The sequence below is a fragment of the Microbacterium sp. genome (assembly GCF_030149085.1).
Taxonomy (GTDB): domain Bacteria; phylum Actinomycetota; class Actinomycetes; order Actinomycetales; family Microbacteriaceae; genus Microbacterium.
Genome location: NZ_JASBSF010000248.1, coordinates 1 through 14191, shown reverse-complemented (window position 1 = coordinate 14191; position 14191 = coordinate 1). Strand labels below are relative to the sequence as shown.

Here is a 14191-nt window from a genome sequence, read left to right as displayed (position 1 = left end):
ATCACGGTCGCCGATCTGGTGACCTTCGTGATGTTCCTGTTCCTCCTGGTCGGCCCGCTCGCCTCCGCCTTCGGGGCGATCACCTCGGTGAACCAGGCCCTCGGTGCGCTCGGCCGCATCCAAGAGATCCTCAATCTCCCGACAGAGGACGCCGACGACGCACGGCTCGCGGCATCCGTCACCGAGTCCTCCCCCGTTCCGGTGTCACAGATGGCGGGCGCCGCGGCCTCAGACCCGGCATCCGTGACACCGGAACCGCGGGAGATCGCGATCGAGTTCCGGGATGTCTGGTTCCGATACCCCGAGGCCGTTGTCGCCGCGCGTCGGAAGGCCGAGACCGAAGCGCGTGCCGTGCTCGAGAGCGCGCACGTCGACACATCGGCCATCGCGCTTGCAGGCGACGGCGGCACGGATGCCGGCTCCAACGCGCAGGCGCAGTCCGAGGCATCCGATCATGCCGGCGACGTGCTGCGCGGCGTCTCGTTCCACGTCCCTCGGGGGTCGCGCGTGGCGATCGTGGGCCCGTCGGGGGCCGGGAAGAGCACGACGCTCGCGCTCATCGAGCGGTTCTATGACCCGACCGGCGGGGCGATCCTGCTCGGCGGGGTGGACATCCGCACGCTGCCCCGTGAGCGGCTGCGGGCACAGTTGGGCTACGTCGAGCAGGACGCACCGACCCTTGCCGGAACGATCGCCCAGAACCTCCGGCTCGCCTCGCCCGACGCGACGGATGCCGATTGCGAGCGCGTCCTCGACGCGGTGAACCTGACCGAGGTGCTCGAGCGCAGTCCCCTCCGCCTGGAAGCGCCCGTCGGCGAGAACGGCGTCATGCTCTCGGGCGGCGAGCGCCAGCGCCTCGCGATCGCACGTGCGCTGCTTGCCGCACCGCCGATCCTGCTCCTGGACGAATCGACGTCATCGCTGGACGGCTTGAATGAGCAGCGGATGCGTGACGCCATCGATGCCGTCGCGGCCGAAAGGACCCTCATCGTGATCGCCCACCGCCTGTCGACAGTCGTCGACAGCGACCTGATCGTCGTCATGCAGAACGGTGAGGTCATCGGTCAGGGCACCCACGGCGAACTGGTCGAGTCCACGCCCCTCTACCGCGACCTCGCGCGCCACCAGCTCCTGGTCTGACCCACCCCGCCGAACCAACAACAATCTCGACGAACCCACCCCTTCCTGCGGCCGAAACCTGTGGGCTGGGGCAAGAAGGGGTGGGTTCGCGAGGGGCGCGGGTTGCGCCGGGTACGGGCGGGAGGAGGACGCCCGGGTCAGGAGGACTTGAGGCGGTAACGCAGGGCGGCGAGCTCCGCGTTCAGCGGGGCCGGGATACGACCATCGAAGACACCGAAGAACTCCTCGGTGAGGTCGGCCTCGTGCAACCACGACTGGGGGTCGACCGCGAACAGCTCCTCGAGGTCCTCCGCCGGCACCTCGATGCCATCGAGGTTGAGGTCCTCGATGCGAGGGAGCCGCCCGATGGGGCTGTCGATGGCGGGAACCTCACCGTCGACGCGCCGGACGATCCACTCGATGACCCGCGAGTTGTCGCCGAATCCCGGCCACAGGAACCGGCCATCCGTTCCCTTGCGGAACCAGTTGACCTGGAAGATCCTCGGAGCGCGGTCGAAGCGGAGCTTCTGGCCCATCTTGATCCAGTGGCCGAAGTAGTCGGCCATGTTGTATCCGCAGAACGGCAGCATCGCGAACGGGTCGCGACGCAGTTCACCGACGGTGCCCTCGGCCGCGGCGGTGCGCTCGGACGAGATGGTCGAGCCGAGGAACACCCCGTGGGCCCAGTCAGTGGCCTCGACCACGAGCGGCACATTCGTCGCGCGGCGGCCCCCGAACAAGATCGCGTCGATCGGCACACCCTCGGGCGCATCCCAGTCGTCGGCGATCTGCGGGCACTGGTCGGCACGCACCGTGAAGCGGGAGTTCGGGTGGGCGGCGGGTCGTCCGGAGGCCGGCGTCCAGGGGTTGCCTTCCCAGTCGATCAGCTCTGCGGGCGGCTCATCGGTCAGGCCTTCCCACCACACGTCCCCGTCGGGACGCAGGGCGACGTTCGTGAAGATCGTGTTGCCCCAGAGGGTCTCCACCGCGGTGACGTTCGTGGACTCACCGGTGCCCGGAGCGACGCCGAAGAATCCGGCCTCGGGGTTGATCGCCCACAGGCGTCCGTCCTCACCCGGTCGCAGCCACGCGATGTCATCGCCGAGCGTCTCGACGCGCCATCCGGGAATCGTCGGGCGCAGCATGGCGAGGTTCGTCTTGCCACACGCCGACGGGAAGGCAGCGGCGATGTGGTACGCCTTCCCCTGGGGACTGATGACACGGATGAGCAGCATGTGCTCAGCCATCCACCCCTCGCCCCGCCCGATCACGGATGCGATCCGCAATGCGAAGCACTTCTTCGCGAGGATGGCGTTCCCGCCGTAGCCCGAGCCGTACGACCAGACCTCGAGGGTGTCGGGGAAGTGCACGATGTACTTCTCGTCATTGCACGGCCAGGCCACGTCCTCCTCGCCGGGAGCAAGGGGCGCCCCGACGGAGTGGACGGTCTTGACCCACGCCGCACCGTTCGCGATCTCCCGCAGGACGTCGGTGCCCACGCGCGTCATGATGCCGATCGAGGTCACCGCGTACGCACTGTCGGTGACCTGCACACCGATGTGCGAGAGCGGGCCGCCGACGGCTCCCATCGAGAAGGGAACGACGTACATCGTGCGGCCCCGCATCGACCCGTCGAACAGCGGGGTGATCGTCGCACGGATCTCGGAGGGCGCGACCCAGTTGTTCGTGGGGCCGGCATCTTCCTCCCGCTCCGAGGCGATGAACGTACGGGCCTCGGTTCGCGCGACGTCGCTCGGGTGAGAGCGCGCGAGGTACGAGCCCGGCCGCCACTCGGGGTTGAGCTTGATGAGCTTGCCCTGCTCGACCTGCTCGCGCAGCAGAGCCTCGTTCTCGGCGCGGGAGCCGCTAACCCAGTGGATCCGATCGGGCTTGGTGAGCGCTGCGATCTCGCCCACCCACTCGATCAGAGCATCCATGCCGGGGCCGGAGATCGATGGCAGGTCGCCGGATGCCGACGCGGGCGCCGAGGTGGTGGGGCGAGTAATGTCAGCGATGGCCATTGTCTCTCCTGTGTGCGACGTCGTCTGGGGGCTCGTTCTCCACTTTCCCGCACGCGAAGCGGGGTTTGAAGCCGTCTACCCCCATAAGAACCCCGATTCTTTCGCTAGCATCAAGGAATGGCACCCACGAACCTCGAACTGGTGACACTCGGGCACCGCATCCGTCACGAACGGGTGGCTCGCGGCTGGACGCTCGATGAGTTGGGTGCGCAGGTCGGGGTCGCCGGCAGCCAACTGAGCCTCATTGAAAACGGCAAGCGCGAGCCGAAGCTCTCGCTGCTGCAGGCAATCGCCCACGCGACGGGGCTGGAAGTCACCGATCTTCTGGCGGCTGAGCCGCCGAATCGCCGAGCGGCGCTGGAGATCGAACTCGAACGCGCGCAGGCAAGCCCCGTGTTTCGCAGGCTCGGCATTCCGCCGGTCAAGGTCACCAAGGGAACGCCCGACGAGACGATCGAGTCGATACTCGGTCTGCACCGGGAGCTCGATCGCCGTGAGCGAGAAGCGATCGCGACGCCCGAGGAGGCGCGTCGGGCCAACACCGAGCTGCGTCTGCGGATGCGGGATCGCGACAATTACCTCCCCGAGATCGAGAAGCTCGCTGAGAAGCAACTCACAGCCGCAGGTCACGTGTCAGGAGCCCTCACCCACCGCACCGTGAGCATCATGGCCGAGCGCCTCGGGTTCGAGCTGCTCTACGTCAACGACCTGCCACGCTCCGCGCGATCGGTCACCGACCTCGAGAACGGCCGCATCTACCTCCCGCCCGCGTCGATCCCGGGCGGCCACGGGCTGCGCTCGATGGCATTGCAGGCGATGGCGCACCGGTTGCTCGGACACCAGCGGCCCACCTCGTACGCCGACTTCCTGCAGCAGCGGCTGGAGATCAACTACTTCGCCGCCTGCTGCCTCATCCCCGAGACCAACGGCGTCGCGTTCCTGCAGCAGGCAAAGAAAGACCGCAACCTCGCCGTCGAGGACTTCCGCGATGCGTTCGGCGTGACGCACGAGGCGGCTGCGATGCGGATGACGAACCTGATGACACAGCATCTCGGCATCCGTCTGCACTTCTTGCGCGTCGATGGATCCGGGGCCATCTCGCGCGTCTATGAGAACGACGACCTTCCGCTGCCCATGGATGTCACGGGTGCCGTCGATGGGCAGATCGCGTGCCGCAAGTGGTCGGCGCGCGCTGCATTCTCGGAGCAGAACCGCACGACCGAGCATTACCAGTACACCGACACTCCCGCCGGGACGTTCTGGTGCGCCACGCAGACCGGCACGACAGCCGACGGCGAGTTCTCGATCAGTGTGGGGGTCCCGTTCGACGACGCCCGCTGGTTCCGTGGCCGGGAGACGACCAAGCGCGCGGTCTCTTCGTGTCCCGACGAGGCGTGCTGCCGCCGGGCTCCGTCGGAGCTCACCTCGCGCTGGGAGGGCAAGGCGTGGCCGAGCGCCCGTGTGCACATGCAGATGTTCACCCCGCTCCCCCGCGGCAACTTCCCCGGCGTCGATGACTCCGAGGTGTACGCGTTTCTGGAACGCCACGCCTGACCCAGCATCAGCGTCCACGCCGGTCGCTCGCGCCCGCGATAGTGGGCGTAGATTGTCGTCTCGACTCGAGAAGTGGGCGCAAATTGTCGCCTCAGGACCTGCAAGCGACAATTCAGGCCAACCTTTCGCCGTTGGGACCGCGCGCGAGAATCAGACAGTGATGCTCGAGAGTCCGGCATGGGCTCCTCCCCACATCCAGGTTCGGCGCAGGATGACAGGAGTTGCCTGAACGGCCAGCCCCGGGTGCGGCCCGCCCCGGATGCTGATCGGATGCCACGCCGCCACGCCTCGCTTCCTCCGACGCTGTCTGGCACATTCGCCTACGCAGAGGCGCGCGCGATGGGTGTTAGTCCCCGGCGACTGCGTGGGTCCGATCTCGAGCGCCCGTTCCATGCCACTCGGATTCGTCCCGAGGCCGCGACACGCTCCGCGTTCGAGGGTCCGCAAGCGATCGACGCCCGAGCCCGCGCCCGGGTACTCGAGCGGGCCCGCGCATACAGCCGCGTGATGAGTCGGCGCGGATTCTTCACAGGGATGACGGCAGCAGCGCTTCTCGGGTGTCCACTCCCCGACGACTTCGACGCTGACGCAGACCTGTCGGTCGGCATCACGCACCCGCATCGGGCAGCGCGAGCCCGAGGCGTGGCCGGCCTTCAGACGCGCGAGCACCTTGCGTACGTGATGGATGTCGAAGGCTTGCGCGTGACCACTCCCGCCTCGACCTGGGCGATGCTCGGCGGAGAGCTGTCAGAACGGTGGCTCGTGATCATGGGGGATCATTTCGTACGAGTTCCTCGCGACCACCGGGGTCGGGCCATGCCGAACGCGCGACTGGCCACGCCCGCACAGTTGGAGGCAGCAGCGCTCGCGCCAGGGCGGCGGCACCGCAAAGAGCTCCTTCGTGCCCTGACGTCGGTGCGCGTCGGCAGTGCTTCCCGGCTCGAGACTGAGTATCGATTGGATGCCGAGGCCGAGCGACTGCCCGACATGGAGTTGGATGTCGAGGTCCGCGATGCGGACGGAGCGCTGATAGCAATTGTCGACGGCATGCATCGAGCGTTCGACCTGATTGTCGAAGTCGAAGGGGATCACCACCGGACCGATCGCGCACAGTGGAATCGCGACATCGACAGAATGGCGGCACTGGCGGCGCAGGGGTGGGAGGTCGTCCGCCTGACCTCTCGACGGATTCGAGACGGGAGCGCGACGGCGGTGGTCGGAAGCGCCCTCCACCGCCATGGTTGGGAGGGAGCGCGGGGCCACTAGCAGCGGCGCATCCCGGCTGACGTGACGCGGCATCCGTGGCAGGGTGGATCCGTGCGCACCTGGCTGATCCGCTTCGTGACTCTCTACGTTTTCGACGTTGTCGTGCTGCTCGTGATCGGTCTGATCATGCCGCAGGTCTCGGTCGGATGGTCGGTACTGTGGGCCGCCGTGATCCTCGCCCTGGCGACGCTCTGGGTCAAGCCGGCCCTAGGACGCTGGCTGGGAGGCCGCGCCGAACGGTCAAGCCGCGACCTCACGCGAACAGGCGCAAAGCTCGTTCAGGGCACCGTCGTGCTCATCGTCGCAGCAGTCGCGTGGGTGCTCGTCGTCGTTCTGTCCGGTGTCAACGTCGCGGGCTTTTTCTGGGGCTGGGCCATCCCGCCGGTGTTGCTCGTGATCGCGTGGCTCATCTACGACGCCATTGATGACCGCCTCGAAGCGCATGCTGGCCTCCTCTGGGACGGCGCCCGCGGGCGCGAATCCCGCGGCGGCTAGGAGTCCCCGCCGCCATCTGATCCGGCATCCGCGTCGGATCCATCGCCCGGCACGTGTGCGTCGCCCGCAGGCTGGGCAGCGGCAACGCCGGCCGGGCCACTGCGGAGCCACGCGAGGATGAAGATGACCAAGCCTGCGATGAGCGCAGCGATCACCCAGAGCACGATGAGGTAGTCCACCCAGGAGCCGATCGGCGGGGAACCGGGAAGGAAGTTGCGCAGCGGAATCGTCGCGAACAGCATCGCGCCGAACCAGCCCAGCATGGTCGCCTCGATCTTGCGGCGGCCCCGGTAGACGGTGATCGCAGCGGTCAGGACCAGAACCGGCGCGATCACCATCAGCGTCAACAGCACGACGCCGAAAGCGATAGTAGAAGCCGCTCGTGTGATGGTGAACTGAACCCCGAGCGTTGTGATCAACCCGTCCTCGGTGGCCATGGCGGGCAGTTCCACCGCCTGGGCGGTGACGTTCCAACCCGGGACTCGACCATCGACCGCGAGTTCGTACGGGATCGGTACGCCCTCGCCGTCCGCTCCTTCGCGCAGCGGCACGATCATCGTCTCCGTCGTGTAGCGGTCGAACGGCCACTGCTCGATGAATCCGTCGAGCGTGAGCGCGACGGTCTCTGCCCCCACGACCTCATCCGCGCCGTAGGTGATCGTGCGCGACCCGTCGGTTCCGGTGACCAGGACGTGCACAGTTTGGTCCATCGAGAATTGGTCGGACGAGTAGGAACCGAGGTCGGGACCGGGCGTGATACGCAGCGTGAGGTGGCTCGCCGCGGCGTCCACGTCAGCAGGAGTCAGGGTGAGCACGAGCGGTTGCCCCGAGCCCCCGCTAGACACAGACGCACGCTCGATGCGTCCGCCTGACGCGTAGAGCAGAACCACGACGACATACAGCAAAACGAGGGCGAGGATGCCGCCCACCATGGCCGCGCGACGGCCGCGGCGTCGCGCAGGAGTCGAGGACGTCACGGCGTCATTGTGCCAGAGCAAGGATGCCGACGCGGGCCGCCGCCGCGGTCGGGGTCAGCCGGCCAGGCGTTCGGCGGTCTCCACGACGTTCGCGACAAGCATCGCGCGGGTCATGGGTCCGACACCACCGGGGTTCGGGGAGAGCCAGCCAGCGACCTCGGCCACGGCCGGATCGATATCTCCGGCGAGCTTCGCGCGACCGGTCTCCGTGGTCCCGACACGGGTCACACCGACATCCAGCACGGCAGCGCCCGGCGCAATCCACTCTGGCTTCACCAGGTGCGGCTGCCCGACGGCAGCAACGACGATGTCGGCCCGGCGCACCTGGGCCTCAAGGTCGGGGGTGCGCGAGTGCGTAAGCGTGACTGTCGCGTCAGTGCCCTTGCGGGTCAGCAGAAGCCCGAGCGGACGACCGACGGTGATGCCGCGCCCGATGACGGTGACGTGCTTGCCCGCGATCTGCACGCCGTGGCGAGTGAGGAGCTCGATGATGCCGGCAGGCGTGCACGGCAGGGGCGCTGCAACCGCGGTAGCAGGGTCGACTCCGAGCACGAGCCGACCGAGGTTCGTCGGATGCAGTCCGTCGGCATCCTTGTCAGGATCGATCAGCTCGAGGATGGCGTTCTCATCGATACCCTTCGGCAGCGGGAGCTGCACGATGAACCCGGTGACGGCGGGGTCCGCGTTGAGCGCACGGACGGCATCGGCGATCTCGTCCTGCGTTGCGGTAGCGGGCAGTTCGACAGCGATCGAGGCGACACCGACCTCCGCGCAGTCGCGGTGCTTGCCGGTGACGTACGAGCGCGAGGCGCCATCGTCACCGACGAGCAGTGTCCCCAGGCCCGGCACGATGCCCCGCTCCGCAAGGGCAGCGACGCGGTCACGAAGCTCCCCCTTGATCGCGGCGGCGGTCGCGGTGCCGTCGAGTAGTTGTGCAGTCATTCGCGTCTCCTGTCGTCATCCCGCGACATCCGCGTCCCGGGACGGATAACTACGTCCATAGGTATTCTACGGGCGCGGGGTCGCGTCATCCAGACCCGGATGCCGCAGCGATCCGGGCTTACTGGGACAGGCCCGGGTAGAGCGGGAAGGCTTCGGTCAGGGTCGCGACGCGCGCACGAAGAGCGTCGATGTCGGGGTTCGGCAGCAGCGCGAGCGCGATGATGTCGGCTACCTCGGCGAACTCAGCGTCCCCGAAACCACGCGTGGCGAGCGCGGGCGTCCCGATACGCAAGCCCGAGGTGACCATCGGCGGGCGCGGGTCATTGGGCACGGCGTTGCGGTTGACGGTGATCTGGATCTCGTGCAGCAGATCCTCCGCCTGCTTCCCGTCGATCGCCGCGTTCCGCAGGTCGACGAGCACGAGGTGCACATCGGTGCCACCCGAGCGAACAGCGATGCCGGCATCGGCCACATCGCGCTGGGCGAGCCGGTCGGCGAGGATCTTCGCCCCGCGCACGGTGCGCTGCTGCCGCTCGCGGAACTCCGGGGTCGCAGCGAGCTTGAAAGCCGTCGCCTTCGCTGCGATCACGTGCATCAGCGGGCCACCCTGCTGCCCCGGGAAGACCGCCGAGTTGATCTTCTTCGCAAGCGCCTCGTCGTTGGTCAGAATGAACCCCGAACGCGGGCCGCCGATGGTCTTGTGAACCGTGGATGACACGACGTGCGCGTGGGGCACGGGCGAGGGGTGCACGCCACCTGCCACGAGACCGGCGAAGTGAGCCATGTCGACCCAGAGAAGTGCATCCACCTCGTCGGCGATCTCGCGGAACCGCGCGAAGTCGAGCTGGCGCGGGTACGCCGACCAGCCCGCGATGATGACCTGCGGACGGTGTTCGAGCGCGAGGCGACGCACCTCATCCATGTCGATGAGGCTCGTCTCGGGGTCGACCCCGTAGGCAACGATGTCGTACAGGCGACCGGAGAAGTTGGCCTTCATGCCGTGCGTGAGGTGTCCACCGTGATCGAGCGACAGACCGAGGATCGTATCGCCCGGGCGCGCGATCGCGTGCAGGACTGCCGCGTTCGCCGTGGCACCGGAGTGGGGCTGCACGTTGGCATAGGCGGCGCCGAACAGCTCCTTCGCACGGGCGATCGCGAGCTCTTCGGCGACGTCGACTTCTTCGCACCCGCCGTAGTAGCGCTTGCCCGGGTACCCCTCGGCGTACTTGTTCGTCAGCACCGAGCCCTGCGACTGCAGGACCGAGACGGGCACGAAGTTCTCGGACGCGATCATCTCGAGGTAGCTCTGCTGACGAGCGAGCTCGCGGTCAAGGACCTGAGCGATCTCGGGATCGACTTCGGCAAGCGGGGCGGTGAACAGCGAGTCGCTCATGGCGTTGTGCTCCTTGTGCTGCGGGGCGGGGACGACGGCTTCGGGTGGGGTTCCGTCTCGACCCAGGCGTACGGTCGAGTACCGTGTCGGTCGCTCCCCGGTGGTCATCCACCTCAACGCCAGTCGCGACATCCTGAGCATACCGGATCGCACTCAGCCCTCGATCCGCGACAGCGCGGTTGGTAGAGTTACTCAACGCTATTTGTTAGGACTCTTTACATGACCGGGACGCAGCCCCGCGATGCAACCACCTCCGCCTGGCCCGTGCCGCTCCCCCGCGACGTGGTGGCGGGCGAAGGACCGGGCTTCAGCCTGCGAGCGCGGACCGCCGTCACCGGCGACCAGACCGTGGTCGGCATCCTCATGAACCTCGTATCTGCGCGAACGGATGGCGAAATCAGCCTCGATTCCACCGCAACGGGCCCGGGCATCTCGCTGGCCGTCACGGATGCCGACACTCCCGATTCCTACCGACTGATCGCCTCTGCGGAGGGCGTCGAGGTGACAGGGTCGGACGCTGCGGGCCTGTTTTACGGCATCCAAACGCTCGTGCAGTTGATCGAGCAGACTGACGACGGATGGCGCATCCCGGCTGTAGAAATCACCGACGCACCGCGCTTTGCGTACCGGGGCGTCATGCTCGATGTCGCGCGCCACTTCTTCCCCGTCGAGGTGGTGCTCGGCGTCATCGACCGAGCCGCGCAGCTCAAGCTCAATCACCTCCATCTGCACCTGACCGATGACCAGGGGTGGCGGATCGAGATCCCCTCGCGCCCCGAACTGACCCGGTTCGCATCCGGTACCGCCATCGGCGGGGACTCCGGCGGCTTCTACACCGCCGAGGACTACGCCCGGATCGTGGCGTACGCCGCCGCCCGCCACATGACCGTCGTGCCCGAGATCGACCTTCCCGGACACACCCACGCGGTCGGCCTCGCCTACCCCGACATCGTCGAGCCTCCCGTGCTCTCGGAGCACATCCGCGAGGTCGTCGAGGCCTACGGCAGCACCATCCCCCTCGCGGGCGAGCCGTACGAGGGCATCGCGGTCGGCTTCTCCTCCCTGCGGATCGGTGCCCCCACGACGGAGGCCTTCGTGACGGATGTCGTCGCCGACCTGGCCGCGATGACTCCCGGACCCTACCTTCACGTCGGCGGGGATGAGGCCCTCGGCACGGATCCCGCCGACTACGCCGCGTTCGTGAGCCTCGCGTCACGCATCGTCGCGGATGCCGGGAAGGTGCCCGTGATGTGGCACGAAGCTGGTGCGGCCAGTGACCTGCATCCGGGAACCGTCGGTCAGTACTGGGGATTCGTCTCGCCGACGGACGGCATGGACGAGAAGGCGCGGGGCTTCGTCACGCGCGGCGGGCGCGTCATCCTGTCGCCTGCCGACGCCGTCTACCTCGACATGAAGGATTCCGCGGATTCGGAGCTCGGCCTGACCTGGGCAAACGGTGTCACGAGCGTGGAACGCGCGTACGCGTGGGAGCCGGCGTCGGTGCTCGACGGGGTAGCCGAGAGCGACATCCTCGGTGTCGAGGCTGCGCTGTGGACCGAAACCGTGCGCACCGCCGCCGATATCGACACGCTGGTGTTCCCGCGGATCGCTGCTGCAGCCGAGGCAGCCTGGTCGCCGGCTACCGGCGAGCACCCGCTACGCAGCTGGGAATCGTTCCGCGAGCGGGTCGGCAGACTCGAGGGACTCTGGAGGGCCCTCGGCATCGGCTTCCGCCGGTCGCCCGAGATCCCCTGGAGCGGCGAGGGAGCATCGTGAGCACCACGATCGTCCACAGCGCGCGGGTCGTCGCGGACGGCGCCGAGACGAGCGACGCCTGGGTCGAGATGCAGGGTGACACCATCGCTGCCGTCGGCACCGGCGATGACTGGCGGTCGCGAGCCTCCGCGGCGACAATCATCGACGCGCGGGAGGTCGCCGGACCCGGCGCCGTTCTCACACCGGGGTTCATCGACATCCACGGTCACGGCGGCGGCGGGTTCTCGTACGAGGGAGACGAGTCAGGCATCCGCGCCGCCCGCGCGCTGCACCTCGCACACGGAACGACACGGGCCGTCCTCTCGCTGGTTTCGGGCTCGCTCGAGCACCTGACAGCCCAGGTCGCGCGGATTGCAGCGGTGACGCAGACGGATGCCGGCATCCTCGGCTCCCACCTCGAGGGGCCGTTTCTGGATCACGGTCACCGCGGCGCGCACGATCCCGCGACCTTGCGGGCGGCGACGCCGGACGCTGTGGCCGCGTTGCTCGAAGCCGGAGCGGGGACGATCCGGCAGGTGACGCTAGCGCCAGAGCTACCGGGCGCGGCCGAGGCGATCCGCGCCTTTCGGGAGGCGGGCGTCTGCGTCGCCGTCGGCCACACGGATGCCGATCTCGAGGCGACACGTGCGGCGTTCGAGGCCGGCGCGAGCATCCTGACCCACGCGTTCAATGCGATGCCTCCCCTGCTCCATCGCGCCCCAGGACCGGTCGGGGCGGCAACCGCCGACCCGCGCGTGACGCTCGAGGTCATCGCCGATAGCGTGCACGTGCATCCCGAGCTCATCCGGATCCTGTTCGCCGCGGCGCCAGGACGGATTGCGCTCATCACCGACGCGATGGCGGCGGCAGGCGTCGGTGACGGCCGCTACGTGCTGGGCTCGCTTGAGGTGGATGTCGTCGACGGTGTCGCCCGCCTCGTGGAGACTGGCGCGATCGCGGGGTCGACCCTGACGCAGGATGCTGCGCTTCGCGTGACCCTCGCGGCGGGAGTCGACCTGCCCGCGGCCGTCGACGCGCTCACCCGCGCGCCGGCCGCGGCGATCGGTGTGGCGGATCGCCACGGCAGCCTGCGCCCGAGCTTCGCCGCTGACGCCGTGCTGCTGGATGCCTCGCTCGCGGTCCGCGGAGTCTGGCTCGACGGGCGGCGCGTGCACTGAGGCCAGCATCCTTCCCTGCGGCAACGGAAAGATGGGCGCGAACTGTCGCCTCCCAGTCCAGACGCGACGATTCGCGCCCACCTTTGCCGCGATAACGACCAGATGCGCCCAACTCACGCGGCCTAGACTGGAAATATGCCCGAATCAGCGACCCCGTCCGGCCTGCCCGCAGGGACCCGCCCGGCACTCAGCGTGGTCGACGTGCTCGCCGTTCTGTGCGAACTTTTCGCGTTCGGGACGCTGGCGTTCTGGGGGTTCGCCGCCTGGCCGTTCCCCTGGAACATCGTGGCGGGCATCGTCGCGCCGGTTGTCGCCATCCTGCTGTGGGCGCTGTTTGTCTCACCCCGAGCGGTGATCATCGTGCATCCGTTCCTGCGGGCAGTCGTTGAGCTCCTCGTGTATGTCTCAGCGACGATCGCGTGGTGGAGCGTGGGCCTCGTATGGGTCGGCCTGATCTTCGGGGTCATCGCCGTCACCGTCGGCGTGATCGCCGGGCGCCGCCGACTGGCATGAGCGACCGGGAGGTCCTCGCGCGGCTGCGTGCCGAACTCGGCGACGCGCTCGACACGACGGATGCCTCGCTCGAAGCTGCCCGGGCCGATAAGTCCGGTCACGCCAGCATCGGGCGCCCGCTCGCCGTCATGCATGCCCGCAGCGTCGAGGACGTCCAAGCGACGCTGCGCATTGCGTCGGCGACGGGAACTCCGGTCGTCACCCGGGGAGCGGGGACGGGACTCGCCGGCGGCGCGAACGCCGGACCCGGCGAGATCGCGCTCTCGGTTCGGGCGATGGATCGCATCCTGGAGGTGCGACCCGATGACCTGCTGGCCGTCGTCGAGCCCGGCATCCTGAACGCCGACCTGAACCGCGCGCTCGCCGAGCACGGCCTGTGGTGGGCACCGGATCCCGCCAGCCGCGATATCTCCACTGTCGGCGGGAACATCGCCACCGGTGCCGGGGGCCTCTTGTGCGCGAAGTACGGCGTGGTGCGAGACGCCGTCCTGGGCGTCGATCTCGTCCTCGCCGACGGGCGACTGCTGCACCTGGGTCACCGCACGGTCAAGGGCGTCACGGGCCTCGACCTCACATCGCTGGTGATCGGTTCCGAAGGCATCCTCGGTGTCGTGGTGGCTGCAACCCTGAAGCTCCGGCGGCTCGTTCCGGGCGAGGTGTGCACCATCGCCGCGACCTTCACGGATGTCGGCACCGCCGCGAGTGCGTGCAGCGCAGTCACCGCCACGGGACTGCAACCAGCGATCATGGAGCTGCTGGATGCCGCAGCCCTGACCTATGTGGCCGCCTTCATCAGTGCCCTGGGCACCTTTCTCTACTACGTGATGCTCCTGCTGGGCAACAACCGCAGGGATGAATAACGGCTCAGGCAAAGTACTCCAAAGAATCCCTCAGACGCGGCGTATGGCTCCCATGCGCCGCGTTTTGTCTGTCCTCCTCGTCCTGCCCTGGTTTGCCTCTGCAGCCCAGGATATTCCG

11 protein-coding genes, 1 pseudogene and 1 riboswitch are annotated in these 14191 nt (G+C 68.2%); of the genes and pseudogenes, 8 read left to right on the top strand and 4 right to left on the bottom strand.

Annotated elements, in window-relative coordinates; all coding sequences use genetic code 11:
• Positions 1–1140 (top strand): ABC transporter ATP-binding protein (locus Q1V87_RS10120; protein WP_300592217.1); only part of this gene is annotated, 1140 nt, incomplete at its 5' end.
• A 137-nt stretch (positions 1141–1277) separates the two neighbouring features.
• Here Q1V87_RS10120 and Q1V87_RS10115 read toward each other — a convergent pair.
• The gene (locus tag Q1V87_RS10115; RefSeq protein ID WP_300592215.1) at positions 1278–3140 is read right to left on the bottom strand and encodes a phosphoenolpyruvate carboxykinase (GTP); all 1863 of its coding nucleotides are present in this window, start codon (positions 3138–3140) and stop codon (positions 1278–1280) included.
• A gap of 117 nt (positions 3141–3257) precedes the next feature.
• Between Q1V87_RS10115 and Q1V87_RS10110 the strand changes: the two genes are divergently transcribed.
• From Q1V87_RS10110 to Q1V87_RS10100, 3 genes are all read left to right on the top strand, one after another.
• On the top strand, positions 3258–4694 hold the full coding sequence (locus Q1V87_RS10110; RefSeq protein ID WP_300592213.1) for an XRE family transcriptional regulator: 1437 nt from the start codon (positions 3258–3260) through the stop codon (positions 4692–4694).
• Between the two features lie 270 nt (positions 4695–4964).
• Positions 4965–5960, top strand: a complete 996-nt coding sequence (locus Q1V87_RS10105; protein ID WP_300592211.1) for a DUF559 domain-containing protein — start codon at positions 4965–4967, stop codon at positions 5958–5960.
• Positions 5961–6011: 51 nt separating this feature from the next.
• Positions 6012–6455 (top strand): hypothetical protein, encoded by a 444-nt coding sequence (locus tag Q1V87_RS10100; protein WP_300592209.1) that lies wholly within the window; start codon positions 6012–6014, stop codon positions 6453–6455.
• Here the strand turns inward: Q1V87_RS10100 and Q1V87_RS10095 are convergent.
• From Q1V87_RS10095 to glyA, 3 genes are all read right to left on the bottom strand, one after another.
• On the bottom strand, positions 6452–7432 hold the full coding sequence (locus Q1V87_RS10095) for a DUF4436 family protein (protein ID WP_300592208.1): 981 nt from the start codon (positions 7430–7432) through the stop codon (positions 6452–6454). The two genes, Q1V87_RS10100 and Q1V87_RS10095, sit on opposite strands and share 4 nt — an antisense overlap.
• A 54-nt stretch (positions 7433–7486) precedes the next feature.
• Positions 7487–8374 carry a bifunctional methylenetetrahydrofolate dehydrogenase/methenyltetrahydrofolate cyclohydrolase gene (locus tag Q1V87_RS10090; protein WP_300592206.1) on the bottom strand — a complete coding sequence of 296 codons (888 nt, stop codon included), beginning with the start codon at positions 8372–8374 and terminating at the stop codon, positions 7487–7489.
• A 118-nt stretch (positions 8375–8492) separates the two neighbouring features.
• Positions 8493–9767: a serine hydroxymethyltransferase gene (gene glyA, locus Q1V87_RS10085; protein ID WP_300592204.1), complete on the bottom strand. Its 1275-nt coding sequence runs from the start codon at positions 9765–9767 to the stop codon at positions 8493–8495.
• Between the two features lie 53 nt (positions 9768–9820).
• Positions 9821–9904: riboswitch (ZMP/ZTP riboswitch) on the bottom strand.
• Between the two features lie 82 nt (positions 9905–9986).
• Between glyA and Q1V87_RS10080 the strand changes: the two genes are divergently transcribed.
• The 4 genes and pseudogenes from Q1V87_RS10080 to Q1V87_RS10065 form a co-directional block, all read left to right on the top strand.
• A complete protein-coding gene (locus Q1V87_RS10080; RefSeq protein WP_300592202.1) occupies positions 9987–11543 on the top strand; it encodes a family 20 glycosylhydrolase in 1557 nt (518 codons plus the stop codon).
• Positions 11540–12700: an N-acetylglucosamine-6-phosphate deacetylase gene (locus Q1V87_RS10075; protein ID WP_300592200.1), complete on the top strand. Its 1161-nt coding sequence runs from the start codon at positions 11540–11542 to the stop codon at positions 12698–12700. Before Q1V87_RS10080 ends, Q1V87_RS10075 begins: the two co-directional genes overlap by 4 nt.
• Before the next feature lie 135 nt (positions 12701–12835).
• Positions 12836–13213, top strand: a complete 378-nt coding sequence (locus Q1V87_RS10070) for a YrdB family protein (protein ID WP_300592198.1) — start codon at positions 12836–12838, stop codon at positions 13211–13213.
• Positions 13210–13995: pseudogene (locus Q1V87_RS10065) on the top strand (FAD-binding protein); the annotation flags it as partial. The gene Q1V87_RS10070 and the pseudogene Q1V87_RS10065, both read left to right, overlap by 4 nt.
• Positions 13996–14191: the final 196 nt, after the last annotated feature.

What these genes read in the sequence shown, in the direction of transcription:
- Q1V87_RS10115 (WP_300592215.1), bottom strand. Translation starts at nt 3,140, where the DNA reads ATGGCCATCGCTGACATTACTCGCCCCACCACCTCGGCGCCCGCGTCG.
- Q1V87_RS10110 (WP_300592213.1), top strand. Translation starts at nt 3,258, where the DNA reads ATGGCACCCACGAACCTCGAACTGGTGACACTCGGGCACCGCATCCGT.
- Q1V87_RS10105 (WP_300592211.1), top strand. Translation starts at nt 4,965, where the DNA reads ATGCCACGCCGCCACGCCTCGCTTCCTCCGACGCTGTCTGGCACATTC.
- Q1V87_RS10090 (WP_300592206.1), bottom strand. Translation starts at nt 8,374, where the DNA reads ATGACTGCACAACTACTCGACGGCACCGCGACCGCCGCCGCGATCAAG.
- glyA (WP_300592204.1), bottom strand. Translation starts at nt 9,767, where the DNA reads ATGAGCGACTCGCTGTTCACCGCCCCGCTTGCCGAAGTCGATCCCGAG.
- Q1V87_RS10080 (WP_300592202.1), top strand. Translation starts at nt 9,987, where the DNA reads ATGACCGGGACGCAGCCCCGCGATGCAACCACCTCCGCCTGGCCCGTG.
- Q1V87_RS10070 (WP_300592198.1), top strand. Translation starts at nt 12,836, where the DNA reads ATGCCCGAATCAGCGACCCCGTCCGGCCTGCCCGCAGGGACCCGCCCG.